22 protein-coding genes are annotated in these 25,295 nt (G+C 58.7%); 5 read left to right on the top strand and 17 right to left on the bottom strand.

Annotated elements, in window-relative coordinates:
* Positions 1 to 56 precede the first annotated feature (56 nt).
* Both AB3G88_RS08830 and AB3G88_RS08825 read right to left on the bottom strand, forming a co-directional pair.
* Positions 57 to 509, bottom strand: a complete 453-nt coding sequence (locus AB3G88_RS08830) for a PaaI family thioesterase (protein ID WP_112194324.1) — start codon at positions 507 to 509, stop codon at positions 57 to 59.
* On the bottom strand, positions 506 to 982 hold the full coding sequence (locus tag AB3G88_RS08825; protein WP_112194322.1) for a PaaI family thioesterase: 477 nt from the start codon (positions 980 to 982) through the stop codon (positions 506 to 508). Before AB3G88_RS08825 ends, AB3G88_RS08830 begins: the two co-directional genes overlap by 4 nt.
* Before the next feature lie 158 nt (positions 983 to 1,140).
* Between AB3G88_RS08825 and AB3G88_RS08820 the strand changes: the two genes are divergently transcribed.
* Positions 1,141 to 1,392: a hypothetical protein gene (locus AB3G88_RS08820; protein WP_010211724.1), complete on the top strand. Its 252-nt coding sequence runs from the start codon at positions 1,141 to 1,143 to the stop codon at positions 1,390 to 1,392.
* A 103-nt stretch (positions 1,393 to 1,495) separates the two neighbouring features.
* Here the strand turns inward: AB3G88_RS08820 and AB3G88_RS08815 are convergent, their stop codons facing one another.
* The 11 genes from AB3G88_RS08815 to sdhC all read right to left on the bottom strand — a co-directional run bounded on the left by AB3G88_RS08815 (position 1,496) and on the right by sdhC (position 15,683).
* Positions 1,496 to 2,233: a DUF599 domain-containing protein gene (locus AB3G88_RS08815; protein ID WP_099586739.1), complete on the bottom strand. Its 738-nt coding sequence runs from the start codon at positions 2,231 to 2,233 to the stop codon at positions 1,496 to 1,498.
* A gap of 171 nt (positions 2,234 to 2,404) precedes the next feature.
* Positions 2,405 to 3,718: a branched-chain amino acid transport system II carrier protein gene (brnQ, locus tag AB3G88_RS08810; RefSeq protein ID WP_099586740.1), complete on the bottom strand. Its 1,314-nt coding sequence runs from the start codon at positions 3,716 to 3,718 to the stop codon at positions 2,405 to 2,407.
* Between the two features lie 593 nt (positions 3,719 to 4,311).
* Positions 4,312 to 5,193: a succinate--CoA ligase subunit alpha gene (gene sucD / locus AB3G88_RS08805; protein WP_010166265.1), complete on the bottom strand. Its 882-nt coding sequence runs from the start codon at positions 5,191 to 5,193 to the stop codon at positions 4,312 to 4,314.
* The gene (sucC, locus tag AB3G88_RS08800) at positions 5,193 to 6,359 is read right to left on the bottom strand and encodes an ADP-forming succinate--CoA ligase subunit beta (protein WP_003210567.1); all 1,167 of its coding nucleotides are present in this window, start codon (positions 6,357 to 6,359) and stop codon (positions 5,193 to 5,195) included. Before sucC ends, sucD begins: the two co-directional genes overlap by 1 nt.
* A gap of 204 nt (positions 6,360 to 6,563) precedes the next feature.
* Positions 6,564 to 8,000 (bottom strand): dihydrolipoyl dehydrogenase, encoded by a 1,437-nt coding sequence (gene lpdA / locus AB3G88_RS08795; RefSeq protein ID WP_099586741.1) that lies wholly within the window; start codon positions 7,998 to 8,000, stop codon positions 6,564 to 6,566.
* Between the two features lie 99 nt (positions 8,001 to 8,099).
* Positions 8,100 to 9,317, bottom strand: a complete 1,218-nt coding sequence (odhB, locus tag AB3G88_RS08790; RefSeq protein WP_480453710.1) for a 2-oxoglutarate dehydrogenase complex dihydrolipoyllysine-residue succinyltransferase — start codon at positions 9,315 to 9,317, stop codon at positions 8,100 to 8,102.
* 44 nt (positions 9,318 to 9,361) lie between these two features.
* Complete coding sequence (locus AB3G88_RS08785; protein ID WP_099586743.1) at positions 9,362 to 12,193, bottom strand: 2-oxoglutarate dehydrogenase E1 component; 2,832 nt, start codon at positions 12,191 to 12,193, stop codon at positions 9,362 to 9,364.
* A gap of 261 nt (positions 12,194 to 12,454) precedes the next feature.
* Positions 12,455 to 13,159, bottom strand: a complete 705-nt coding sequence (locus AB3G88_RS08780; RefSeq protein WP_003172807.1) for a succinate dehydrogenase iron-sulfur subunit — start codon at positions 13,157 to 13,159, stop codon at positions 12,455 to 12,457.
* An 11-nt stretch (positions 13,160 to 13,170) separates the two neighbouring features.
* Positions 13,171 to 14,943 (bottom strand): succinate dehydrogenase flavoprotein subunit, encoded by a 1,773-nt coding sequence (gene sdhA / locus AB3G88_RS08775; RefSeq protein ID WP_099586744.1) that lies wholly within the window; start codon positions 14,941 to 14,943, stop codon positions 13,171 to 13,173.
* Between the two features lie 3 nt (positions 14,944 to 14,946).
* Positions 14,947 to 15,315 (bottom strand): succinate dehydrogenase, hydrophobic membrane anchor protein, encoded by a 369-nt coding sequence (gene sdhD, locus AB3G88_RS08770; protein ID WP_003233245.1) that lies wholly within the window; start codon positions 15,313 to 15,315, stop codon positions 14,947 to 14,949.
* Positions 15,309 to 15,683: a succinate dehydrogenase, cytochrome b556 subunit gene (gene sdhC, locus AB3G88_RS08765; protein ID WP_016979564.1), complete on the bottom strand. Its 375-nt coding sequence runs from the start codon at positions 15,681 to 15,683 to the stop codon at positions 15,309 to 15,311. Before sdhC ends, sdhD begins: the two co-directional genes overlap by 7 nt.
* Positions 15,684 to 16,047: 364 nt before the next feature.
* On the opposite strand from sdhC, the gene gltA reads away from it, so the two are divergent.
* On the top strand, positions 16,048 to 17,337 hold the full coding sequence (gene gltA, locus AB3G88_RS08760) for a citrate synthase (RefSeq protein ID WP_099586745.1): 1,290 nt from the start codon (positions 16,048 to 16,050) through the stop codon (positions 17,335 to 17,337).
* 240 nt (positions 17,338 to 17,577) lie between these two features.
* Here gltA and AB3G88_RS08755 read toward each other — a convergent pair whose 3' ends face one another.
* The 3 genes from AB3G88_RS08755 to AB3G88_RS08745 form a co-directional block, all read right to left on the bottom strand.
* On the bottom strand, positions 17,578 to 19,236 hold the full coding sequence (locus AB3G88_RS08755; protein ID WP_099586746.1) for a cation acetate symporter: 1,659 nt from the start codon (positions 19,234 to 19,236) through the stop codon (positions 17,578 to 17,580).
* Positions 19,233 to 19,544 (bottom strand): DUF485 domain-containing protein, encoded by a 312-nt coding sequence (locus tag AB3G88_RS08750; RefSeq protein WP_016972153.1) that lies wholly within the window; start codon positions 19,542 to 19,544, stop codon positions 19,233 to 19,235. The genes AB3G88_RS08755 and AB3G88_RS08750 overlap by 4 nt, the downstream gene beginning before the upstream one ends.
* A gap of 194 nt (positions 19,545 to 19,738) precedes the next feature.
* Positions 19,739 to 20,590, bottom strand: coding sequence for a glycine betaine ABC transporter substrate-binding protein (locus tag AB3G88_RS08745; protein ID WP_099586747.1), 852 nt, complete (start codon positions 20,588 to 20,590; stop codon positions 19,739 to 19,741).
* 332 nt (positions 20,591 to 20,922) lie between these two features.
* Between AB3G88_RS08745 and AB3G88_RS08740 the strand changes: the two genes are divergently transcribed.
* Complete coding sequence (locus AB3G88_RS08740; protein WP_191959943.1) at positions 20,923 to 22,476, top strand: glycoside hydrolase family 17 protein; 1,554 nt, start codon at positions 20,923 to 20,925, stop codon at positions 22,474 to 22,476.
* Positions 22,477 to 22,558: 82 nt separating this feature from the next.
* Here AB3G88_RS08740 and AB3G88_RS08735 read toward each other — a convergent pair whose 3' ends face one another.
* Positions 22,559 to 22,927, bottom strand: coding sequence for a hypothetical protein (locus AB3G88_RS08735; protein ID WP_112194315.1), 369 nt, complete (start codon positions 22,925 to 22,927; stop codon positions 22,559 to 22,561).
* Between the two features lie 236 nt (positions 22,928 to 23,163).
* On the opposite strand from AB3G88_RS08735, the gene AB3G88_RS08730 reads away from it, so the two are divergent.
* The gene (locus AB3G88_RS08730) at positions 23,164 to 24,462 is read left to right on the top strand and encodes a lipid asymmetry maintenance lipase MlaY (RefSeq protein ID WP_099586750.1); all 1,299 of its coding nucleotides are present in this window, start codon (positions 23,164 to 23,166) and stop codon (positions 24,460 to 24,462) included.
* Positions 24,455 to 25,243: an MlaA family lipoprotein gene (locus tag AB3G88_RS08725; RefSeq protein WP_099586751.1), complete on the top strand. Its 789-nt coding sequence runs from the start codon at positions 24,455 to 24,457 to the stop codon at positions 25,241 to 25,243. The genes AB3G88_RS08730 and AB3G88_RS08725 overlap by 8 nt, the downstream gene beginning before the upstream one ends.
* Positions 25,244 to 25,295: the final 52 nt, after the last annotated feature.

Below are 25,295 nucleotides of genomic sequence, written 5' to 3'. Positions count from 1 at the left end.
CGCCCTTGAGGGTTGGCGGCGGGTTGTCATCAAAGTTGGGGGCTAAGGCCAGGATTTCAAGGGCGACCGGTTTCCTCAATTTTGAAATGCGCGCGGGCGGTGGCGATGGGTTCTGCCGGGGTGCTCTGCCACGCGGTGATAGCCACATTCGCCACCCGTCGGCCCTGGCGCCAAACCTGGCAGGTGGCGTAAGTGTCGCGGAACTGGCCGGCCCGCAGGTAATCCAGGGAAAAATCGATGATTTTCGGCAAGCCCGGCGCACCGGTAAACACCAGCAAGTGCAACGCCGCCGCCAGCTCCATAAAGCCTGCAATCACCCCGCCGTGCAGCGCCGGCAATATTGGGTTACCAATGTTGTCTTTGTTGGCGGGCAGGCGAAACAGCAACTCATCACCCAGGCGCGTGCATTCAATGCCGATCAGCCTGGCGTAGGGGATCAGCTCCAGCAGCGCTTCATAATTGCCAAGCTCATGGGCCTGTTCCAGGCGCGTCTTGAATCGATGCGTCATGCCTGCTCTCCCTTGATTGCACTGCTCAGGCCTTGGGCACCCTTGAGGCGCTTGCCCATGCGCATGAAGGTGCCTACCACATGGGCGATGGGCTGCTGCGGGTCATCCTGGTAGGCGACGCCACGGGTGAAAATCACATCGGTGGTCACCCGGTAGCATTGGGCGAAGCCATAGACCGGTTTGTGAGGCTCGGCGGTGTGCATGTAATCGATGCGCAGGTCGAGGGTCGGGCACACCTCAAACTCAGGTAATACGCACAAGGTCGCCATGCCACAGGCGGTATCCATCAGGGAGGTCAGCGCACCGCCATGGATCACGCCGGTACGAGGGTCGCCGACGATAGAGGGGCCATAGGGCAAGAGCAATGTCATACCCTCCGGGTTGGCGGCGTGCACGGTAATCCCCAGCACCTGACAATGGCGCAGGGCCGAGACAAAGCGCGTCGCACGCTCTAACAATGGGTTTTCGGTCATTCGGTCTAGACTCTTATTAGCGTTGATCCGCGGAGTAGGCAGTGCGGGTGAAAGTTCCTTGGGGAGCGCTGTTTATATATCTGCGCAATTAAAGGAACTAATGCTGAACCCTCAGGCTCGAAAGGCCAGTAGATATCTTCAATAAGGAGAAACACCCCATGCGCAAGACTTTAGCTATTTCCATGATGCTCGCCGCTGCCCTCGGTCTCGCTGCCTGCGACAAAAAATCCGAAGACAAAGCCCAAGACGCCGCTGCACATTCTGAGCAAGCTCAGAAAGACATGGCGAAGGCTCAGGATAAAGTGAACGACGCTGCGAAAGAAAACGCCGATGCTGCCAAAGCTCAGGCTGAATCGAACGAAGCCGCCGCAAAAGAAGCAGCACCTGCTACTCCAGCCACCGGTTCTTAAGACCGCGGTTTGAAATAGCTTCGCTGTAAAAAGAAGCCCGCTTAAATAGCGGGCTTTTCTTTGCCTGCTGTTTTTATTGGCAGCGTTAATACGCTGAAGTTGACTAAGCCTGCTCTTTGACCGCCTCTGGCACTGGCGTATCAGTCTGCGTATAGACCATCACTTGCAGCACGTCGGAATGAAACTCCCGACGGTACAGCACGACCACTACCCCTGCACTCATCAACATGAATAACCATGGGCTGACAAACCACGCCAGCATGGTCATGCCGAAGTAGTAAGCACGCAGGCCAAAGTTGAACTGGTTGGCGGCCATGGAAATCACTCGCGCCGCCCTCGAAGCAAACGCTTTGCGCTCCTGCTCGGACACCTGGCGCTCACCGATCATTGGCGCCGACCCCACCAGCACTGCCGCGAAGTTGTACTGGCGCATGCACCAACTGAATGTGAAGAAGGCGTAGACGAACACCAGCGCCAGGCACAACAGCTTGATCTCCGACATCCCCTGGGATGCCTGCTGCACCATGGGAATGTCCGCCAACAACGAAACCGCCCGCTCGGACGCGCCGAGCACGGTGAGAATACCGGCAAGGATAATCAACGTGCTGGAGGCAAAGAACGAGGCGTTGCGCTCCAGATTGCCGATTACGCTGGCGTCGGCGATGCGGTTGTCGCGCAGCAGCATGCGGCGCATCCAATCTTCGCGATACAGGTGCAGCACACTGGCCAGGCACGCTGTGTCCCGGGCCTTCCAGGTCGCATAACGGGTATAGCCGCCCCAACACAGGATGAACCAGAGGGCGGCAAGCAGGTGGACTTGATTGGTTTCGACGAACGACATGCGGGTCCTATTACACGAGGTGGTGTGACGAACGCGGTCAACATGTGGGAGCGGGCTTGCTCGCTCCCACACCTACCGTGTTTCACACTTTAGAAGCTTGTCGTCTACTAAGCATAAAAAATGCCCCATATCGATTGATACGGAGCATTTCTGCGCAGCCTGGAAAATGTGTTACGCGATCGCTTCGCTACGCTTGCCGAGCATACGGTCAATGACTACCGCAACCACCAGCACCATCACCGACGGCACCAGCCACGCCAGGCCTTGTTCGCTCAATGGCAGGTTGGCCAACGACGACGGCATCCAGCCAGCCAGGCCAGCGCCCTTGAGGGCGTCAATGCAGCCGAAGATAAACGACACCAGCATCACCGGGCCAACGATGCGGCCCTGCTCCTGCCAGAAGTCTTTGCAGAAGCTCAACGCCACCAGCACGATGCACGGCGGGTAGATCGCGGTGAGCACCGGGATCGAGAAGGCAATCAGCTTGGTAAGGCCCAGGTTGGACACAAACAGCGAGAACAGCGCCAGGATCACTACCAGTGTCTTGTAGGACAACGGCAGGATTTTGCTGAAGTACTCTGCACACGCGCAGGTCAGGCCAACAGCCGTAACCAGGCATGCCAGGGAGATCAACACCGCCAGGAAACCACTGCCCAGGGAGCCGAAAGTGTGTTGCACGTAGGCGTGCAGTACGGCAGCACCATTCGCCGCACCAGCGGCCACTTCGTGACTGCTCGCACCCAGGCGGAACAGGCTGACGTACACCAGCGCCAGGCCCACACCGGCAATCAGGCCCGCGATGATCGCGTAGCGGGTGATCAGCTTTGGCGACTCCACACCACGGGAGCGGATGGCGTTGACGATCACGATGCCAAATACCAGCGCGCCCAGGGTGTCCATGGTCAGGTAACCATTGATAAAGCCTTGGGAGAACGGTGCGGCGACATATTCCGGGGTAGCGACGCCCACTTCACCGGCCGGCAGGGCAAACGCGGCAATGCCGAGGATGGCCAGCGCGATGATCTTCAGCGGTGCGAGGAAGCGACCCACGGTGTCCAGCAGGCGCCCTGGGTACAGGGACACAAAGAACACCACCAGGAAATACACCGAGCTATAGAGGAACAGCGCCAGCGGGCTTTCGCCGGTCAGCGGCGCCAGGCCTACTTCGAAGGACACGGTCGCGGTACGCGGGGTAGCGAACAGCGGCCCTACCGCCAGATACGCCGCCGCCGCGAGCAGGCCACCGGCGATCTTGCCGATCGGGCTGCTCAACGCGTCCATACCGCCGCCGACCTTGGCCAGGGCGATAACGGTGACCACCGGCAAACCCACTGCGGTGACCAGGAAGCCCAATGCTGCCATCCAGACATGAGGCCCGGACTGCAAACCGACGATAGGCGGGAAGATGATGTTACCGGCGCCCACGAACAGGGCAAAGGTCATGAAGCCCAACGCCAGGATATCCTGGCTTTTCAACACTTTCATTTCGGGAAATACCACACTACTGAATCGGAATTTAGAGAGGGATTCCCTGTGGATGAGGGAAATACTGCCAGCCCTGATGGGGGCCGACCGGTCTGGCGCGGGGCTTCCTTTTGGGAGGCACACGCATAAAGAGGCGGCTAGGTTACAGAATTAGCGTGAAGAACGCACTGTTGCGGGGCGGTCTGTCCGATAAGCGACATCTCTATGTCGCGTTTTCATACTTAATCTGGCAATGCAGATAAATGTGGGAGGGGGCTTGCCCTAATGCCAGTCAGTTAAGGACGAACACCGTACCTGTGGCGAGGGAGCTTGCTCCCGCTGGGCCGCGAAGCGGCCCCAAAAATGGGACTGCTGCGCAGTCCAACGGGAGCAAGCTCCCTCGCCACAGGTTACTTTTTGCCCTTTTATCTCTTAACTGACCGGCATTAGGGCTTGCCCCCGATGGCGAAGTGTCAGTCACTGTATTTGTTAACTGACCCACTGCAATCGGGGGCAAGCCCCCTCCCACATTTTGATCTTTATTAAACCTCAGAAAGCACAAAGGCCACCCGAAGGTGGCCTTTGCCTGGTAAAGCGTCAGCTAAGCGCGAGGCTTACTTGACAGCCCAACCGGTCAGCTCGGACAAAGCCTTGCCGATGTCTGCCAGCGAACGCACGGTTTTAACGCCTGCGTCTTCCAGGGCAGCAAACTTCTCGTCTGCAGTGCCTTTGCCGCCAGAGATGATTGCGCCAGCATGGCCCATGCGCTTGCCTGCAGGGGCAGTCACACCAGCGATGTAGGAAACAACCGGCTTGGTCACGTGTGCCTTGATGTAGGCAGCCGCTTCTTCTTCAGCCGAACCGCCGATCTCACCGATCATCACGATCGCTTCGGTCTTCGGGTCTTCCTGGAACAGCTTCAGGATGTCGATGAAGTTCGAACCTGGGATCGGGTCACCACCGATGCCGACGCAAGTCGACTGGCCGAAACCGGCGTCAGTCGTCTGCTTCACAGCTTCGTAGGTCAGGGTGCCGGAACGGGAAACGATACCGACTTTGCCTGGCAAGTGAATGTGACCAGGCATGATGCCGATCTTGCATTCGCCTGGGGTGATCACGCCTGGGCAGTTAGGGCCGATCAGGGTAACACCCAGCTCGTCGCACTTAACTTTAGCGTCCAGCATGTCCAGGGTAGGAATGCCTTCGGTGATGCAGACGATCAGCTTGATGCCGCCGAATGCTGCTTCCAGGATCGAGTCCTTGCAGAAAGGAGCTGGAACGTAGATCACGCTGGCGGTGGCGCCAGTGGCAGCTACAGCGTCTTTCACGGTGTTGAACACTGGCAGACCCAGGTGCTCGGTGCCGCCTTTGCCCGGAGTTACGCCACCAACCATCTTGGTGCCGTATTCGATGGCTTGCTGGGTGTGGAAACTACCTTGCGAACCGGTAATACCCTGGCAGATAACTTTGGTGTCTTTATTGATCAGGACGCTCATTATTTGCCCTCCGCAGCTTTGACAACTTGTTGAGCAGCGTCGGTCAGGCTGGTAGCCGCGATGATGTTCAAACCGCTTTCTGCCAGTACTTTAGCGCCCAGTTCAGCGTTGTTACCTTCAAGGCGAACAACAACCGGGATTTTCACGCCGACTTCTTTCACTGCACCGATGATGCCTTCGGCAATCATGTCGCAACGAACGATGCCGCCGAAGATGTTGACCAGTACTGCAGCGACGTTGGAGTCGGACAGGATGATCTTGAACGCTTCGGTAACGCGTTCTTTGGTAGCACCGCCGCCTACGTCGAGGAAGTTGGCTGGTTTGCCGCCATGCAGGTTGACGATGTCCATGGTACCCATGGCCAGGCCAGCACCGTTGACCATGCAACCGATGTTACCTTCCAGGGCTACGTAGTTCAGTTCGAACTTGGCAGCGTGCGCTTCGCGCGGATCGTCTTGCGACGGATCGTGGAAAGTCTTCAGCTTAGGCTGACGATACATGGCGTTGGCGTCGATGTTGATCTTGGCGTCGAGGCAGTGCAGATCGCCATCAGCCTTGATCACCAGCGGGTTCACTTCCAGCAGGGCCAGATCGTGATCCTGGAACAGTTTGGCCAGACCTACGAAGATCTTGGCGAACTGGGCAACTTGCTTGCCTTCCAGACCCAGCTGGAAAGCCAGCTCACGACCCTGGAATGGCTGAGCGCCAACCAGTGGATCGATAGTGGCTTTCAGAATTTTTTCTGGGGTTTCTTCGGCGATCTTCTCAATGTCCACGCCACCTTCGGTGGAAGCCATGAACACGATGCGACGGCTCGAACGGTCAACGACAGCGCCCAGGTACAGCTCTTTAGCGATATCAGTGCACGATTCAACCAGGATCTTGGTGACTGGCTGGCCATTGGCATCAGTCTGGTAAGTCACCAGACGCTTGCCCAGCCACTGCTGTGCGAAGGCCTTGGCGTCTTCTTTGCTGCGAACCAGCTTAACGCCGCCCGCTTTACCGCGACCACCTGCGTGGACCTGGGCTTTGACAACCCACTCGGTACCACCGATTTTGTCGCAGGCTTCTGCTGCTGCTTCCGGGGTGTCTACTGCGTAGCCCTTGGAAACTGGCAGGCCGTATTCAGCGAACAGCTGCTTACCCTGATACTCGTGAAGATTCATGCTTTTTACCGTCTTCGTTAGGTACTGCGCATTCGGCGCTGCGCTCATTATGAGTGCCGCGCCACCTGTGACTGCTGCTTGCGCAACTTGCTGGGCTTATGGCCCGTAAAGCTGCGCAAGGCTGCGTCCAGCGGATATTCCGCGGTGAGTCTTGCGCGCAAGGCTCACGACGGGCAACTCCGCCGTGGTTTCTTATTATCTCGCTTAGCGCTTCTTGCGGTTGGCGATGTGGATGGCGCCGCCATTCACCGCCAACGCTGCTTCGTGCAACGCTTCGGACAGGGTCGGATGGGAGAAGACCATCATGCCCAGGTCCTCGGCACTGGTGCCGAATTCCATACCGATCGCGCCTTGCTGAACCAGTTCTGCAGCGCTAGGGCCAATCACGTGGACGCCCAATACGCGGTCAGTCTTGGCATCAGCGATGACTTTGACAAAACCACCGGTGTCGTTGGCTGCCATGGCACGGCCAGACGCAGCAAACGGGAAGGTGCCGACGTTAACTTCAACGCCTTCAGCTTTCAACTGCTGTTCGTTCTTGCCGACCCATGCAATTTCCGGGTGGGTGTAGATAACCGATGGGATCAGGTCGTAGTTCATCTGGGTTTTGTGGCCCTTGATGCGCTCGACAACCATGATGCCTTCTTCGGACGCCTTGTGCGCCAGCATCATGCCGCGAACCACGTCGCCGATGGCGTAGACGCCAGGAACGGTAGTCGCGCAGTGATCGTCAACGTGGATGAAACCACGCTCGTCCATGTTCACGCCGCTGTCGGAAGCCAGCAGGTCGGTGGTCACCGGACGGCGACCCACGGCTACGATCAGCTTGTCGAACGTGATGGTCTGCTCGCCGTCTTTGTCGGTGTAGGTCACAACGACTTCTTCGCCGTTGACCTTGGAACCGGTAACGCGGGCGCCCAGCTTGATGTCCAGACCTTGTTTGGTCAGGGTTTTCAGCGCTTCCTTGGAAACTGCGGTGTCGGCAGCCAGCAGGAACGTGTCCAGGGCTTCCAGCACAGTCACTTCGGAACCCAGACGGGACCAGACCGAACCCAGTTCCAGGCCGATTACGCCAGCGCCGATCACGCCCAGACGCTTAGGAACCGCTTGGAATTCCAGGGCGCCGGTCGAATCAACGATCACGTTCTGGTCAACTGGAGCCGGTGGAATGTCGATTGGGCGCGAACCTGGAGCCAGGATCACGTTCTCGGCTTCGATGACTTCTACGGAACCGTCAGGCTTGGTGATTTCAACTTTCTTGCCGGCCAGCAGTTTGCCGTGGCCTTGCAGGGAAGTGACGCCGTTGGCCTTGAACAAGGTCGCAACGCCGGAAGTCAGGCCTTTAACAATGTTGGCTTTACGGCCGACCATTGCTGGCACGTCCATGGTCACGCCAGCATGGTTGATACCGTGGATCGCGAAGCCGTCTTGGGCTTCGTGGAATTTCCAGGAGCTGTCCAACAGCGCCTTGGAAGGAATGCAACCAACGTTCAGGCAGGTACCGCCCAGTGCCAGTTTGCCTTCCTTGTCGGTGTATTTTTCGATGCAAGCAGTCGAGAGGCCCAGTTGTGCGGCCTTGATGGCGGCAACATAGCCGCCAGGACCTGCACCAATCACTACAACGTCAAATTTCTGCGACATGAAAATAGTTCCTCTATTTAGCAGCAAGCTTTCAAGCCACACGCCCCAGGTCAAGCCGCCCTATTCTGGCGGCCAGCCCGGAGCCTGCAGCTGCTTCTATCAGATATCCAGCAGCAGACGAGCCGGGTCTTCCAGCAGGTTCTTGATGGTCACCAGGAAAGTCACGGCTTCTTTACCATCGATCAGGCGGTGATCGTAAGACAGTGCCAGGTACATCATTGGGCGGATCACGACTTGGCCGTTGATGGCCATCGGACGCTGGATGATGTTGTGCATGCCCAGGATCGCGGCTTGCGGCGGGTTGACGATCGGGGTCGACATCATCGAACCGAAGGTACCACCGTTGGTGATGGTGAAGGTACCACCGGTCATCTCGTCGATGGTCAGCTTGCCGTCACGGGCTTTCTTGCCGAAGCCGGCGATGCCGCCTTCGATTTCAGCCAGGCTCATCAGCTCGGCGTTACGCAGAACCGGTACCACCAGGCCACGGTCGCTGGACACGGCAACGCCGACGTCTGCATAGCCATGGTAAACGATGTCGCCGCCGTCGATGGAAGCGTTGACTGCCGGGAAGCGCTTCAGCGCTTCAGTGGCGGCTTTCACGAAGAACGACATGAAGCCCAGGCGCACGCCGTTATGAGACTTCTCGAACAGATCCTTGTACTTCGAACGCAGGGCCATGACTTCGGTCATGTCGACTTCGTTGAAAGTGGTCAGCATCGCCATGTTCGACTGTGCTTCAACCAGGCGCTTGGCCACGGTTGCACGTACGCGGGTCATCGGCACGCGCTTCTCGGTGCGGTCGCCAGCAGCGAACACAGGAGCGGCGGCAGCTGGAGCAGCAGCCTTGGCAGGCGCGGCAGCCGGAGCGTTTTTCTTGGCTTCAACAGCAGCAACCACGTCTTCCTTGGTCACGCGGCCGTCTTTGCCGGTGCCTTTGATGGAAGCCAGGTTGATGCCATTTTCTTCAGCCAGCTGACGTGCAGCCGGTGCAGCGATTGGATCTTCGCCACCCGCAGCCGGAGCAGCCGCTGGAGCCGAAGCAGCAGCCGGTGCAGCGGCGGCAGGAGGAGCAGCGCTGCCCGCTTCGATCGAGCCCAGTACCTGGTTGGACAGGACGGTGGCGCCCTCTTCGGCAACGATTGCGCCCAGTACGCCGTCAGCCTCGGCCAACACTTCCAGAACGACTTTGTCGGTCTCGATGTCGACGATCAGGTCATCACGCTTTACAGCGTCGCCTGGTTTCTTGTGCCAAGTGGCAACGGTGCCATCGGCAACCGATTCCGGGAATGACGGGGCTTTGATTTCGATAGCCATTATCTGTGGGTCCTTAAAATTCGGTTTCAGTCAGCGCGAAGGCGTTAAACAGTGAAAGCATCTTGCAGCAGTTTTTCCTGCTGCTCGGCGTGCATCGACGCATAACCACAAGCAGGTGCAGCAGACGCATCACGACCGGCGTACTCCAGGCCCAGGGCCTTGTTGTGGTTGCCGATGCTGCGACGCAGATGATGCTGGCTGCTGTACCACGCGCCCTGGTTCATCGGTTCTTCCTGACACCACACCACATTGGTGAGGTTGGTGTAAGGCGCGATGATCTCCATGAGGTCATCTTCCGGGAACGGGTAAAGCTGCTCGATACGCACGATGGCGATGTCTTCGCGGCCTTCGGCACGACGTTTTTCCAGCAGGTCGTAGTAGACCTTGCCGCTGCACAGGATCAGGCGAGTGACCTTGGCCGCATCCAGCGTGTCGATTTCTGGAATCACGGTCTGGAACGAACCTTCGGCCAGATCTTCCAGGGTCGAGATGGCCAATTTGTGACGCAGCAGCGATTTCGGAGTCAGCACTACCAGCGGCTTGCGCAGCGGGCGGATCACCTGACGACGCAGCAAGTGGTAGATCTGGGCCGGGGTAGTCGGCACGCACACCTGGATGTTGTGCTCGGCGCACAGCTGCAGGTAACGCTCCAGACGGGCCGAGGAGTGCTCCGGACCCTGACCTTCATAACCGTGTGGCAACAGCATGGTCAGACCGCACAGACGGCCCCACTTGTGCTCGCCGCTGGTGATGAACTGGTCGATAACCACTTGGGCACCGTTGGCGAAGTCGCCGAACTGGGCTTCCCAGATCACCAGCGCCTGCGGCGTGGTGGTCGAGTAACCGTATTCGAACGCCAGTACGGCTTCTTCGGACAGGAACGAATCGTACAGGTCGAAACGCGGCTGGCCTTCGTACAGGTTCTGCAACGGGATGTAGGTGCCCGCATCTTTCTGGTTGTGCAGCACAGCATGACGGTGCGAGAACGTACCGCGGCCGATGTCCTGGCCGGTCATGCGGATCGGGTGACCTTCGAACGCCAGGGTCGCGTACGCCATGGTTTCGGCATAACCCCAGTTGATCGGCAGGCCGCCGGCTTGCATCTTCTGACGGTCTTCGTAGATCTTCGCAACCTGGCGCTGCACCACGAAGCCATCCGGAATTTCCAGCAGCTTGGCGGAGAGTTCCTGAAGGGTCTTCAGATCGAACGAGGTGTCGTGACGCGCCGTCCAGGTGTGACCCAGGTACGGACGCCAGTCAACGAACAGCTCTTTGTTCGGTTCCTTGACCAGGCTTTTTACTACATGCAGACCATTGTCCAGCGCGTTGCGGTATTCATCGATCTTCGCCTGAACACGCGCATCGTCAACAATACCGGCCTTGGTCAGGCTTTCGGCATACAGCTCACGGGTGGTGCGCTGCTTGGTGATCTGCTGGTACATCAACGGCTGGGTGCCGCTTGGTTCGTCAGCTTCGTTGTGACCACGGCGGCGGTAGCACACCAGGTCGATCACCACGTCACGCTTGAACTGCATGCGGTAGTCGACAGCCAGTTGGGTCACGAACAGCACGGCTTCCGGATCATCACCATTCACATGGAGGATAGGCGCCTGGATCATCTTGGCAACGTCGGTAGCGTACTCGGTGGAGCGCGCATCCAGTGGGTTGCTGATGGTGAAGCCAACCTGGTTGTTGATGACGATGTGAACCGTACCGCCGGTCTTGAAGCCGCGAGTCTGCGACATCTGGAACGTTTCCAGGACCACGCCTTGACCGGCGAATGCCGCGTCACCGTGGATGGAAATCGGCAGGACCTTTTCACCAGTGGTGTCGTTACGACGATCCTGGCGCGCACGGACCGAACCCTCGACCACTGGAGAAACGATTTCCAGGTGGGATGGGTTGAAGGCCATGGCCAGGTGAACTTCACCGCCGGTGGTCATGACGTTGGAGGAGAAGCCCTGGTGATATTTAACGTCACCGGAACCCAGCTCGACCTTCTTCTTGCCTTCGAACTCGTCGAACAGCTCACGCGGGTTCTTGCCGAAGGTGTTGACCAACACGTTCAAGCGACCACGGTGGGCCATGCCGATCACGATTTCCTTGGTGCCGTAGGAACCGGAACGCTGGATCAGCTCGTCGAGCATCGGGATCAGGCTTTCGCCGCCTTCCAGGCCGAAACGCTTGGTACCCGGGTATTTGGTACCCAGGTATTTTTCCAGGCCTTCCGCTGCGGTCACGCGCTCAAGCAGGTGGCTGCGTACGTCGGCGGACAGCACCGGACGGCCACGCACGCCTTCCAGGCGATGCTGGAACCAGTGGCGTTGCTCGGAATCGGTGATGTGCGTGAACTCAGCGCCAATGGTGCGGCAATATGTCTGCTGCAACGCTTCGTGAATTTCGCGTAGGCTCGCTTCCTCTTTGCCGATGAACAGGTCGCCGGCACGGAAGGTCGTATCAAGATCGGCATTGGTCAAGCCGTAATGATTGATCGACAGGTCAGCAGGTGCAGGACGCTGCCAGAGCCCCAGCGGGTCAAGCTGGGCCGCCTGGTGGCCACGCATCCGGTAGGCCTGGATCAGTCGCAGTACTTCAACTTGCTTCTTCTCGTGCTCACTGCTCACGCTGCCGGCGGAAACCGGTTGGGCGCGGCGCTGGTTCTTTGCCAGCAGCACAAATTGATCGCGAATCGTTGCGTGCGATACATCGGTGGCAGCGTTGCCGTCTGAAGACAACGTCTGAAATTTGGTGCGCCATTCTTCTGGCACAGCGTTAGGGTCGTGCAGGTAGAGCTCATAAAGCTCTTCCACATAGGCAGCGTTACCACCTGAAAGATAGCCGCTGTTCCACATGCGCTGCATCACGCTTTCTTGCATGCTTGGTCACCCTCGATTTGGGGACACCACCGGCGAAAACACCGAGTTTGCTTGCAAAAGGCCAAGTGCAGCGACCAAAACAAGCCACTTAGGATCACGCTGATAGTTCGGGTACCAACCCGAATGCCCCTGCTTGTCTCATTTCTTCAAAATAAGAGCCGCGGCTTTGTAAGTCGCTGCTCAAGTTAAAACTACGGCGCCGGTTGAAGCCTGCGCCGCAGCATTTACGGGCACAACGGTCCTGCTTTGTTACAACGTCGGTTACACGCCGCTTTGCAGCAGCATGTTACGGATGTGACCAATGGCCTTAGTCGGGTTCAGGCCTTTGGGACATACGTTGACGCAGTTCATGATCCCGCGGCAGCGGAATACGCTGAACGGGTCATCCAGCGAAGCCAGACGCTCGGACGTCTTGGTATCACGGCTGTCTGCCAGGAAGCGGTACGCTTGCAGCAGGGCAGCTGGACCCAGGAACTTGTCCGGGTTCCACCAGAAGGACGGGCACGAGGTCGAGCAGCAGGCGCACAGGATGCACTCGTACAGACCGTCGAGCTTTTCACGCTCTTCAGGGGACTGCAGACGCTCGATGGCCGGAGCCGGCGTGTCGTTCTGCAGGAACGGCTTAACTTTTTCGTATTGCTTGTAGAAGATGCTCATATCGACGACCAGGTCACGGATAACCGGCAAACCTGGCAGAGGACGAACGATCAGCTTGTTGCCTTTCACCACGGCGGACAGCGGCGTGATGCACGCCAGGCCGTTTTTGCCGTTGATGTTCATGCCGTCGGAGCCGCAAACGCCCTCACGGCAAGAGCGACGGTAGGAGAAACCTTCGTCCTGCTCTTTGATCAGTGCCAATACATCCAGCACCATCAGGTCTTTACCACCGGTATCGACCTGGAACTCCTGCATGAACGGCGCAGCGTCCTGATCAGGGTTGTAGCGATAAACACTGACTTTCAACATGGCAGCCACCCTTAGTAAGTCCGAATCTTCGGTTCAAACGTCGGAACCGTCTTCGGCGAGAAGTTCACGGCACGCTTGGTTACGCGCTTGTCACCCGGGAAGTACAGGGTGTGGCACAACCAGTTTTCGTCATCGCGGTCTTCAAAGTCTTCACGAGCGTGGGCGCCACGGGATTCTTTACGAACCTCGGCGGCGATCGCCGTCGCTTCAGCCACTTCCAGCAGGTTTTGCAGCTCAAGGGCTTCGATACGAGCGGTGTTGAACGCCTGGCTCTTATCGTTGATCTTGACGTTGGCGATGCGCGTACGCAGGTCAGCCAGCTGGGCAATACCCTTCTGCATGTATTCGCCGGTACGGAACACACCGAAGTAGTTCTGCATGCAGCTTTGCAGCTCGCGACGCAGGGTTGCCACGTCTTCGCCATCAGTGCGCTCGTTCAGGGCGTTCAGGCGGGCCAGGGCAGTTTCGATGTTGGCGTCGGTGGCGTCATCGTATTCGATGCCGTCAGTCAGCGCTTTTTCCAGGTGCAGGCCGGCCGCACGGCCGAATACCACCAGGTCGAGCAGCGAGTTGCCGCCCAGACGGTTGGCACCGTGTACCGATACGCAGGCGACTTCACCCACTGCGAACAGACCATGGATGATCTCATCCACACCTTCAGCGTTCTGGGTGATCGCCTGGCCATGAATGTTGGTCGGCACGCCGCCCATCATATAGTGGCAAGTTGGAACAACCGGAACCGGAGCCAGTACCGGGTCAACGTGAGCAAAGGTCTTGGACAGCTCACAGATACCTGGCAGGCGGCTGTGCAGCACTTCCTCGCCCAGGTGATCGAGCTTGAGCATCACGTGGTCGCCGTTCGGGCCACAGCCGTTACCGGCGATGATCTCTTTAACCATGGAACGGGCTACAACGTCACGACCTGCAAGGTCCTTGGCGTTCGGAGCATAACGCTCCATGAAACGCTCGCCGTGCTTGTTGATCAGGTAACCACCTTCACCACGGCAACCTTCAGTCACCAGTACACCAGCGCCGGCGATGCCGGTCGGGTGGAACTGCCACATTTCGATGTCTTGCACCGGCACGCCAGCACGCAGTGCCATGCCGACGCCGTCACCGGTGTTGATCAGGGCATTGGTGGTCGACGCGTAGATACGGCCTGCACCGCCAGTCGCCAGAACAGTCGCCTTGGCGCGGATGTAGGTGGTTTCACCGGTTTCGATGCAGATGGCGATCACGCCGACGAACTCGCCCTTGCCGTTCTTCACCAGATCGACGGCGTAGTACTCGTTCAGGAACGTGGTACCGGCTTTCAGGTTGCCCTGATAAAGGGTGTGCAGCAGCGCGTGACCGGTACGGTCGGAAGCCGCGCAAGTACGGGCAGCCTGGCCGCCTTTACCGTAATCCTTCGACTGGCCGCCGAATGGACGCTGGTAGATACGACCTTGCTCGGTACGGGAGAACGGCAGACCCATGTGGTCCAGCTCGAACACCGCCGCAGGGCCTTCCTGACACATGTATTCGATAGCGTCCTGGTCACCGATGTAGTCGGAACCCTTGACGGTATCGTACATGTGCCAGCGCCAGTCATCGTTCGGGTCCGCAGACGCGATAGCGCAGGTGATGCCACCCTGGGCCGATACGGTGTGGGAACGGGTCGGGAACACCTTGGTGATCACGGCAGTCTTGTGACCACCCTGGGCCAGCTGCAGCGCTGCGCGCATGCCAGCACCGCCGCCGCCAATAATGATGGCGTCGAAGGAAATAGTTGGAATGTTAGCCATGAATCAGATACCCCAAAGAATCTGCACACCCCAGACGAAGTAAGCGAACATCGCAATGCCGCAGACTGCCTGGAAGAGAAAACGGACTGCAGTCGCGGACTTGCCCAGCGCCATCGGCGTCAGGTAGTCAGTCGCGATGGTCCACATGCCGACCCAGGCGTGAGCGCCCAGGGCTACAAGGGCCAGCAGACTGAAGATTCGCATCGCATTGTGGGCAAACAGGCCGTGCCATTGCTCATAGCCGATGCCCGGGTTTGCGACGAGGTATCCGATCAGGAAAATGAAATAAGCCGCGAGAACGACCGCAGACACACGTTGTGCCATCCAGTCATAGAGGCCCGAACGCGAAAGGTTCGTAACGCTGGTTACCATATCCAAACTCCTGCCAGAACGATCAGCACCACGGAAATGGCGATGATGATTTTCGAGCCCAGGCGGCCGCCTTCCAGCGTCTCACCGATACCCGCATCCATGATCAAGTGGCGCACACCGGCTACCAGGTGATACAGCAGAGCGGACAGGAGGCCCCATGCTACGAACTTGGCCAGCGGGCTGGTCAAGCATGCCTTCACCTCGGCGTAACCTTCCTCGGAACCCAGGGATTTGCTCAATGCATAAAGCATGATGCCCAAGCCCAGGAACAGGATGATGCCGGAAACACGGTGCAGGAACGACGTAACGCCGGTGATGGGGAGTTTGATGGTCCTTAGGTCTAGGTTTACAGGTCGTTGGCTATTCACGGCTTTTTTTCACACTGAAGAGCCCCTAACAATCAGGGCAAAGTTGTTGGGGAGTGCACTGGTCAGGTAAGCACCACCCAGGGAGTGCGACCCCCAATGAAAGCAAGCCCAAAAGCCCTTGGCGGTCGGTGGCCGAGTATAGACAGTTAGGTTACTAATGACAACGCGCGCACCTCACCCTAATAGCGGATTGCGCTGGCGGGATAAAAGGCGTAAATGGCAGCCAATTTCGAGGAAAAAGTACGGTTAAAGCCTTCTGGGGCAAGACTTTAGGCAAATTGACATCTGAATTTATCTCACTATAGTGGTGCGGGCCCTGCGTGGGGGGTCTGTCTGATGATTTGAAGCATAAATAGGAGGCCACATGGCTGACAAAAAAGCGCAGTTGATCATCGAGGGCGCAGCCCCCGTCGAGCTGCCCATTTTAACCGGCACCGTTGGTCCCGATGTTATCGACGTACGGGGCCTGACGGCCACGGGCCGTTTCACTTTCGACCCAGGCTTCATGTCGACCGCCTCTTGCGAGTCGAAGATCACCTATATCGACGGCGATAATGGCATCCTGCTACATCGGGGCTACCCGATCGAGCAACTGGCTGAAAAGTCGGACTACCTGGAAACCTGCTACCTGCTGCTAAATGGCGAACTGCCAACAGCCGAGCAAAAAGCCCAGTTCGTCAGCACCGTGAAGAACCACACCATGGTTCACGAGCAGTTGAAGACCTTCTTCAACGGCTTCCGTCGCGACGCCCACCCGATGGCCGTCATGTGCGGCGTGGTTGGCGCCCTGTCGGCCTTCTATCACGACTCCCTCGACATCAATAACCCGCAGCATCGCGAAATCTCCGCGATCCGCCTGGTTGCGAAGATGCCGACGCTGGCCGCAATGGTTTACAAGTACTCCATGGGTCAACCCATGATGTACCCGCGCAACGACCTGACGTACGCGGAAAACTTCCTGCACATGATGTTCAACACGCCGTGCGAGATCAAACCGATCAGCCCGGTGCTGGCCGCTGCGATGGACAAGATCTTCATCCTCCACGCCGACCACGAACAGAACGCCTCGACGTCCACCGTACGCCTGGCAGGTTCTTCGGGTGCCAACCCGTTCGCCTGTATCGCCGCCGGTATCGCCGCACTGTGGGGCCCTGCCCACGGCGGTGCGAACGAAGCCGTATTGACCATGCTCGATGAAATCGGCGATGTCTCGAACATCGACAAATTCATCGCCAAGGCCAAGGACAAGAACGATCCGTTCAAGCTGATGGGCTTCGGTCACCGGGTCTACAAGAACCGCGACCCGCGCGCCACCGTGATGAAGAAGACCTGCGACGAAGTGTTGAAGGAACTGGGCATCAAAAACGATCCGCAACTCGAACTGGCCATGCGCCTGGAAGAGATCGCCCTGACCGACCCGTACTTCATCGAACGCTCGTTGTACCCGAACGTCGACTTCTACTCGGGGATCATCCTCAAGGCGATCGGCATTCCTACCAGCATGTTCACCGTGATCTTCGCCCTGGCGCGGACCGTGGGCTGGATCTCCCACTGGAAAGAAATGCTCTCCAGCCCGTACAAGATTGGCCGCCCGCGCCAGCTGTACACCGGCTACGAGTCGCGTGATATCTCCAAGTTGGAAGATCGCAAGTAAGCAATCCGCTTAGTTGTACTGAAAACGGCCTCCCTTAGTGGAGGCCGTTTTTGTTGGTGTTGCCTGGTCTACCGCTATCGGGGGCAAGCCCCCTCCCACATTGGACTGCATTCCAAAAGATGGGCTCGGTTAACTGTGGGAGGGGGCTTGCCCCCGATGGCATTGGCACAAACACCACAAAACCCAAGGCAAAAAAATACCCCGGCCTTTCGACCGGGGTATTTCTTATTCAGCTACATCTTAGTGATTAACCGCCCCGCTCGCCCCCAGGCCAGTCTGCGAACGCACAAACTGCGGGAAGTACAGCGCACGCTCTTTCTCTGCCGCCGCCGACTTGTCGGTGATGGAGAAGAACCAGATACCCACGAACGCGATGATCATTGAGAACAGCGCCGGGTATTCGTACGGGAAGATGGCTTTTTCATGGTGCAGGATCGAGACCCAAATGGTCGGGCCAAGGATCATCAGGCCAACGGCGCTGATCAAGCCCAGCCAGCCGCCGATCATGGCGCCACGGGTGGTGAGGTTTTTCCAGTACATGGAAAGCAGCAGTACCGGGAAGTTACAGCTCGCGGCAATGGAGAACGCCAGGCCAACCATGAACGCGATGTTCTGGCTTTCGAACAGGATACCCAGGCCGATTGCCAATACACCCAAGGCCACGGTGGTGATCTTCGACACGCGAATCTCATCTTTGTCGTTGGTTTTGCCTTTCTTGATCACGCTGGCGTACAGGTCGTGGGACACCGCCGAAGCGCCGGCCAGGGTCAAACCTGCAACCACGGCCAGGATGGTGGCGAAGGCCACGGCCGAGATGAAGCCCAGGAAGATACTGCCACCCACCGCGTTGGCCAGATGCACCGCTGCCATGTTGTTACCGCCCAGCAAGGCGCCAGCTGCATCCTTGAACGCCGGATTGGTGCTGACCAGCAGGATCGCGCCAAAGCCGATGATAAAGGTCAGGATATAGAAGTAGCCGATAAAGCCAGTGGCATACAGCACGCTCTTACGCGCTTCCTTGGCGTCGCTTACGGTGAAGAAGCGCATCAGGATGTGCGGCAGGCCGGCGGTACCAAACATCAAGGCCAGGCCCAGGGAGAATGCGGAGATCGGATCTTTCACCAGACCGCCGGGACTCATGATCGCCTCACCTTTAGGGTGAACCTTGATCGCCTCGGAGAACAGCATGTTGAAGTCGAAGTTGACGTGCTTCATCACCATCAGCGCCATGAACGAAGCACCCGACAGCAACAGCACCGCCTTGATGATCTGCACCCAGGTGGTCGCCAGCATGCCGCCGAAGAGCACATACATGCACATCAGGATGCCCACCAGGATCACTGCAACGTGGTAATCCAGGCCGAACAGCAGTTGGATCAATTTGCCCGCGCCCACCATCTGCGCGATCAAGTAGAACGCCACTACCACCAGCGACCCACACGCCGACAGGGTGCGGATCTGGGTTTGCCCCAAACGGTACGACGCCACGTCGGCAAACGTGTATTTGCCCAGGTTGCGCAGGCGCTCGGCGATCAGGAACAGAATGATCGGCCAGCCCACCAGAAAGCCGATCGAGTAGATCAGGCCATCGTAGCCAGAGGTGTACACCAGCGCGGAAATACCCAGGAACGACGCCGCCGACATATAGTCGCCAGCAATCGCCAGGCCGTTCTGGAAACCCGTGATCTTGCCGCCAGCCGCATAGTAGTCGGCTGCGGACTTGTTACGCTTGGAAGCCCAGTAAGTGATGCACAAGGTGGCACCGACGAACGCGACGAACATCACGATGGCCGAGACGTTCAACGGTTGCTTTTGCACTGCGCCGGTCAATGCGTCCGCCGCCCAAACGGCCGGAGCAAACAGTGAAGCGCCGAATATTGCCAATAGACGCCGAATCATTGCGCAGCCTCCTTGAGAATCGCATTGTTCAGGTCGTCAAACTCGCCGTTGGCCCGGCGCACATAGATGCCGGTCAGGATGAAGGCGGACACAATCAGCCCGACGCCCAGGGGAATGCCCCAGGTAATCGACGAACCGGGGCTGAGCTTGGCCCCCAGCACTTGTGGCCCGTAGGCGATCAACAGGATGAAAGCGGAGTAAAGCCCTAGCATGATTGCCGAGAGAATCCAGGCGAATCGTTCCCTTTTTCTCACCAGCTCCTTGAAACGCGGGCTGTTTTGAATCGAGAGGTAAATGCTGTCGTTCATTGTTTTTATCCTCGCAGCACAGCTTTTTTATTATTGGAACATAGCTACTGTATGCGGCTGCGGAACAGGTTCCAGACGACCTTAGTAGTAGATCGAGTGTAGCGAGGGTTTGTGAGAACACAGGAAGATTTGCGGGGGACAAATATTAATGTGGGAGGGGGCGTGCCCCCTCCCACAAAGGTGCATCGGGGAATTTACTTAGCGAGCCATTCGGCTACACGCTCAGGGTGCTTGGCGACCCAATCCTTGGCCGCTGCGTCAGGCTTGGCGCCTTCCTGGATAGCGAGCATGACTTCGCCGATTTCATCCTTGGAGGCCCACTGGAATTTTTTCAGGAAGGCCGCGACTTCCGGCGCTTTCTTCTCCAGGCCCTTGCTGCCGATGCTGTTGACGGTTTCAGCAGCACCGTAGATCCCTTTTGGATCGTCCAGGAAGCGCAGCTTCCACTTGGCGAACATCCAGTGTGGCACCCAACCGGTAACCGCAATGGATTCCTGCTTGTCTTCGGCACGGGTCAGTTCGGCGATCATGGCTGCGCCCGAACTGGCCTGCAGCTTGTAGTCCAGGCCGTAGGCCTTGATCGCTTCGTCGGTCTTGAGCATCACGCCTGAACCGGCGTCGATACCGACGATTTTGTTCTTGAAGGTGGTGTCGGTCTTGAGGTCCTCGATGGACTTTGCCTTGACGTACTCCGGCACGATCAGACCGATCTTCGCATCCTTGAAGTTGGGGCCGTAGTCGACCACCTTGTCCTTGTTCTTGGTCCAGTATTCACCGTGGGTCACGGGCAGCCAGGCGGACAGCATGGCGTCGAGTTTGCCGGTGGCCACGCCTTGCCACATGATCCCAGTGGCGACCGCTTGCAGTTTCACGTCATAACCGAGCTTTTGCTTGATCACTTCTGCCGCCACATGAGTGGTGGCAACGCTGTCCGACCAACCATCCACGTAGCCGATGCTCAGGGTTTTGCTGTCGGCGCTGGCCAGTGTGGAGCTCATCGCAACTACCAGAGTGGCAGCTGCGCCCAAGAGTCGTCGCATCTTCATCGTACTTCCCCGAAAGTGCTGCGCCCGACGGATGCCGAGCGACGTCAACCTGTTGTTATGTGGTGCACCGCGCCGCCTTCACGCGCATCAATCCGGTGGCCGCGACATCAGCGCAATGCTGACACCCTGATCATCAACCTGCCGACGCCGTCGACCTGCTCTGTCAGCGACCTTATGCAAGCAAGAAACGACATCACATCGCCAGCAGAACGTTTCCTGGAACATGGCGTCAATATTCCGCCCGAACTTTGCATGTCAAAATCATGCAGCCCCACTGGGAAGGGACAAATCCGGGTAAGATGCGCGCCTTTGCTCCCCCAGATAAGCCGACCATGCCCGCGACTGCCCGCTTCCCTGCCCTGCCCTATTGCTTCGCCCTGATCCTCGGCCTGCTGGCCCTGGTCGGCTATTGGTATGGCCTCGGCCGTCCAGTGGTGCTGCCGGATGTCGCCAGTGCCAGCCATAAACTGCAATGCGCGTCCTACACGCCGTTCGATAAAGACCAATCCCCCTTCGACCAGCCGTTCAAGCTGCGCCCCGAGCGCATGGACGCCGACCTGGCCCTGCTGGCCACCCGCTTCGAATGCATCCGCACCTACTCGATGACCGGCCTGGAAGCCCTGCCCGACATGGCGCGCAAACATGGCTTGAAGGTGATGGCCGGCGCGTGGGTCAGCAGTGATCCGGTGGCCACCGAAAAAGAGATCGATGAGCTGATCGCGGCGGCCAACGCCAACCCGGACGTCGTGACCTCGGTGATCGTCGGCAACGAAGCCCTGCTGCGCAAGGAAGTCACCGCCGCGCAATTGGTGAAGCTGATCCAGACCGTCAAAAGCCAGATCAAACAACCCGTCACCTACGCCGACGTCTGGGAGTTCTGGCTGCAACACCCGGAAATCGCCCCGGCGGTGGACTTCCTGACCATTCACCTGCTGCCCTACTGGGAAGATGATCCGTCGAGCATCGACCAGGCCCTCAAGCACGTGGGCGATGTGCGCCAGACCTTCGGCAACAAGTTCGCGCCCAAGGACGTGCTGATCGGCGAAACCGGCTGGCCCAGCGAAGGCCGCCAGCGTGAAACGGCCGTGCCGAGCCGGGTCAATGAAGCCAAGTTCATGCGCGGCTTTGTGGCCATGGCTGAAGCCAATGGCTGGCGCTATAACCTGATCGAAGCGTTCGACCAGCCGTGGAAGCGCGCCAGCGAAGGTGCGGTAGGCGGCTACTGGGGCCTGTTCGATGCTGATCGCCAGGAAAAGGGCATTCTCGCCGGGCCTGTGACCAATGTGCCGTACTGGCCGCTGTGGTTGGGGGTGGGTGGCCTCATCCTGCTGGGGACGCTGGCGCTCGGCGGCCGGGTTCGCAGGACACGTGCCGCGATCCTGCTGCCGTTGCTCGGCGCAGTGGCAGCCTGTTCCATCGGCTCCTGGGCCGAGCTGACCCGTGTGACTGCACGCTTTACTGATGAGTGGGTGTGGGCCGGCTTACTCGTGGCGCTGAACCTGCTGGTGCTGGCTCACGCGGCCCTGGCCTTGAGTGCCCGTGAAGGCTGGCGCGAACGGGCGTTCATCTGGCTGGAACAACGTGCAGGCTGGCTGGTGGCAATCGCTGGGTTCGCGGGTGCGGTGATGATGTTGGCGCTGGTGTTTGACCCGCGCTACCGCAGCTTCCCGAGTGCGGCACTGCTGCTGCCGGCCCTGGTGTACATGGTTCGCCCGGTGACCGGGCCGCGTCGGGAAATCGCGCTGCTGACCTTCATTATCGGCGCCGGTATCGCGCCGCAGCTGTACCGAGAAGGCCTGTTGAACCAGCAGGCATGGGGTTGGGCGCTGGTCAGCGGGTTGATGGTGGTGGCTTTGTGGCGGTGCTTGCGGGTGCGCAGGGCCTAAGACCGCTATCGGGGGGGCAAGCCCCCTCCCACATGAGAACGCATTCCAAAGGTGGGAGGGAGTTTGCCCCCGATTGGCCCTATCAGGCGCCCCGCGGCTGCCTGACCAACCGCAACCCCGCAATCACCACCGCAAACACCGCAAATGTGGTGTTGTACAACGCCAGCGCCGGCAACCCGAACACCAGCCCCAACACCGCCAACCCCCAGCCTGCACGGCCCGGCACGAAAAACGCCAGCACCGAGGTGATCAGCGCCGCCCAGCCCAGCACCTTGAAGTGAATCATCAACCCCAGGTTCCCACGCAGCTGGCATTCCCAGCGGCTGGCCTCGTCAGCGCAAATCCCCACCCAGCGGCCATCTTCCATAAAACCGTAGCGCGCACCATAACTGGCGGCCAGCCATAATGGCAGGGCAATAAGCAGCAAAATCAGCGGCAAACGACGGGACATGGGGCACTCCGATAGGCAAAAACGGCGCCCAGCTTAATCCCCCCGCAGCCGTTATCAAGGGACATACACACAATTAGTGTTCACCAATGCGTGGCAAAGTGTATCGTCTGGCTACTATTACCCCGATTCCGACGTTTATTTCCGACTTTTCGTGCCGAAGGCTGGCACTTCGGAGATAGCACGGTGGTCATAGCCTGCGAACTTCATTCAGCACGTTTCCTCTTAGGGATTTAGTCATGCTCCGTTCCTTGCGCTGTGCCGCCCTGTTGGGCAGCCTTTTTTTGAGTGCGTCAGCACTGGCGGTCGACATTGACCAAGCCAGCTATGGCTACCCTTTGACCAACCCGTTCGAAGCGACCATCGCCACCACCCCGCCTGACCTTCGGCCGACATTGCCCAGCGATGACGAGATCAATCAGTCCGACTACACCCTGAACATGCGCCCCGAACGCGAGTTCAGCCTGCCGGACAACTTCTGGGCGGTGAAGAAACTCACCTACCGCATCGCCAAGCAGGACCGCGCCGCGCCGCTGATCTTCCTGATCGCGGGCACCGGCGCGCGGTTCGATAGCAGCATCAACGAATACCTGAAAAAACTGTATTACCAGGCCGGCTACCACGTGGTGCAACTGTCGTCGCCCACCAGCTTTGACTTCATCAGTGCCGCCTCCCGCTTCGCCACCCCGGGGATCACCCAGGAAGACGCCGAAGACATGTACCGCGTGATGCAGGCCGTACGTGCACAGAACGCTTCGCTGCCGGTGACTGATTTCTACCTCTCCGGCTACAGCCTTGGTGCCCTGGATGCGGCATTTGTGGCCAAGCTGGACGAGACCCGCCGCAGCTTCAACTTCAAGAAAGTGTTGCTGCTCAACCCGCCGGTCAACCTCTACACCTCGATTACCAACCTCGACAAGCTGGTACAGACCGAGGTCAAGGGCATCAACAACACCACCACCTTCTATGAACTGGTGCTGAACAAGCTGACCCGCTACTTCCAGCAAAAGGGCTATATCGACCTCAACGACGCCCTGCTCTACGACTTCCAGCAATCCAAGCAGCACCTGACCAACGAACAGATGGCCATGCTGATCGGCACCTCGTTCCGCTTTTCGGCGGCCGACATTGCCTTTACCTCGGACCTGATCAACCGTCGCGGCCTGATCATCCCGCCGAAGTACCCGATCACCGAAGGCACCAGCCTTACGCCGTTCCTCAAGCGTGCGCTGCAATGCGATTTCGACTGCTACCTCACAGAACAAGTGATCCCGATGTGGCGCGCCCGTTCCGACGGCGGCAGCCTGTTGCAACTGGTTGACCAGGTCAGCCTGTACGCCCTCAAGGATTACCTGCACGCCAGCCCGAAAATCGCCGTCATGCACAACGCCGACGATGTGATCCTCGGCCCCGGCGACCTGGGTTTCCTGCGTAAAACCTTCGGCGATCGCTTGACCGTCTACCCACTGGGCGGCCACTGCGGCAACCTCAATTACCGCGTCAACGCCGACGCCATGCTGGAGTTCTTCCGTGGCTAAATACTTTCTGCTGCTCGCCGCCCTGATGTGTGCGGGCGTAGCCAATGCCGACAACAGCAAGGCTAACGCGCCGATCGTGGTGGATTCCGACGGTTTCAAAGAGCCGTTGAGCAAACTCAAATTCAACCCGGGCCTGGACCAGCGCGAATTCGAACGCTCATCTGTCAACGCGCTCAACGTGTATGACCCGCTCGAATCGTGGAACCGGCGCGTGTATCACTTCAACTACCGCTTCGACCAATGGGTGTTCCTGCCCGTGGTCGACGGCTACAAGTACGTGACCCCGAGTTTCCTGCGCACCGGCGTAAGCAACTTCTTCAACAACCTGGGCGACGTGCCCAACCTGTTGAACAGCCTGCTGCAGCTCAAAGGCCACCGTTCCCTGGAAACCACCGGGCGCCTGCTGCTCAACACCACCGTCGGCATCGCGGGCCTGTGGGACCCGGCCACCGCCATGGGCCTGCCGCGCCAGAGCGAAGACTTCGGCCAGACCCTGGGCTTCTACGGTGTTCCTGGCGGGGCCTATCTGGTGCTGCCGGTCTTCGGCCCATCGAACCTGCGCGATACCGGCGGCTTGCTGGTGGACTACACCGCAGAATCCCAGATCAACTTCCTCAACGTTTCCGAAGTCAGCTCCAACCACCCGGAAGTCTGGGCCCTGCGCGCGGTGGACAAGCGCTACCAGACCAGCTTCCGTTATGGTCAGATGAACTCGCCGTTTGAGTATGAGAAGGTGCGCTATATCTACACGGAATCGCGCAAGTTGCAGATTGCCGAGTAAATAGCACCGACAAAAAAGGCCATTCGAATGAATGGCCTTTTTTATGTCTGCG

This window comes from Pseudomonas arvensis (assembly GCF_056688935.1).
This window is presented reverse-complemented; position numbering and strand designations above follow the sequence as displayed.

What these genes read in the sequence shown, in the direction of transcription:
- AB3G88_RS08825 (WP_112194322.1), bottom strand. Translation starts at nt 982, where the DNA reads ATGACCGAAAACCCATTGTTAGAGCGTGCGACGCGCTTTGTCTCGGCC.
- AB3G88_RS08830 (WP_112194324.1), bottom strand. Translation starts at nt 509, where the DNA reads ATGACGCATCGATTCAAGACGCGCCTGGAACAGGCCCATGAGCTTGGC.
- sucD (WP_010166265.1), bottom strand. Translation starts at nt 5,193, where the DNA reads ATGAGCGTCCTGATCAATAAAGACACCAAAGTTATCTGCCAGGGTATT.
- AB3G88_RS08745 (WP_099586747.1), bottom strand. Translation starts at nt 20,590, where the DNA reads ATGAAGATGCGACGACTCTTGGGCGCAGCTGCCACTCTGGTAGTTGCG.
- AB3G88_RS08730 (WP_099586750.1), top strand. Translation starts at nt 23,164, where the DNA reads ATGCTCCGTTCCTTGCGCTGTGCCGCCCTGTTGGGCAGCCTTTTTTTG.
- sucC (WP_003210567.1), bottom strand. Translation starts at nt 6,359, where the DNA reads ATGAATCTTCACGAGTATCAGGGTAAGCAGCTGTTCGCTGAATACGGC.
- brnQ (WP_099586740.1), bottom strand. Translation starts at nt 3,718, where the DNA reads ATGAAAGTGTTGAAAAGCCAGGATATCCTGGCGTTGGGCTTCATGACC.
- AB3G88_RS08740 (WP_191959943.1), top strand. Translation starts at nt 20,923, where the DNA reads ATGCCCGCGACTGCCCGCTTCCCTGCCCTGCCCTATTGCTTCGCCCTG.
- lpdA (WP_099586741.1), bottom strand. Translation starts at nt 8,000, where the DNA reads ATGTCGCAGAAATTTGACGTTGTAGTGATTGGTGCAGGTCCTGGCGGC.
- AB3G88_RS08750 (WP_016972153.1), bottom strand. Translation starts at nt 19,544, where the DNA reads ATGAACGACAGCATTTACCTCTCGATTCAAAACAGCCCGCGTTTCAAG.
- gltA (WP_099586745.1), top strand. Translation starts at nt 16,048, where the DNA reads ATGGCTGACAAAAAAGCGCAGTTGATCATCGAGGGCGCAGCCCCCGTC.
- odhB (WP_480453710.1), bottom strand. Translation starts at nt 9,317, where the DNA reads ATGGCTATCGAAATCAAAGCCCCGTCATTCCCGGAATCGGTTGCCGAT.
- AB3G88_RS08780 (WP_003172807.1), bottom strand. Translation starts at nt 13,159, where the DNA reads ATGTTGAAAGTCAGTGTTTATCGCTACAACCCTGATCAGGACGCTGCG.
- AB3G88_RS08755 (WP_099586746.1), bottom strand. Translation starts at nt 19,236, where the DNA reads ATGATTCGGCGTCTATTGGCAATATTCGGCGCTTCACTGTTTGCTCCG.
- AB3G88_RS08785 (WP_099586743.1), bottom strand. Translation starts at nt 12,193, where the DNA reads ATGCAAGAAAGCGTGATGCAGCGCATGTGGAACAGCGGCTATCTTTCA.
- sdhD (WP_003233245.1), bottom strand. Translation starts at nt 15,315, where the DNA reads ATGGTAACCAGCGTTACGAACCTTTCGCGTTCGGGCCTCTATGACTGG.
- AB3G88_RS08815 (WP_099586739.1), bottom strand. Translation starts at nt 2,233, where the DNA reads ATGTCGTTCGTCGAAACCAATCAAGTCCACCTGCTTGCCGCCCTCTGG.
- AB3G88_RS08820 (WP_010211724.1), top strand. Translation starts at nt 1,141, where the DNA reads ATGCGCAAGACTTTAGCTATTTCCATGATGCTCGCCGCTGCCCTCGGT.
- AB3G88_RS08735 (WP_112194315.1), bottom strand. Translation starts at nt 22,927, where the DNA reads ATGTCCCGTCGTTTGCCGCTGATTTTGCTGCTTATTGCCCTGCCATTA.
- sdhA (WP_099586744.1), bottom strand. Translation starts at nt 14,943, where the DNA reads ATGGCTAACATTCCAACTATTTCCTTCGACGCCATCATTATTGGCGGC.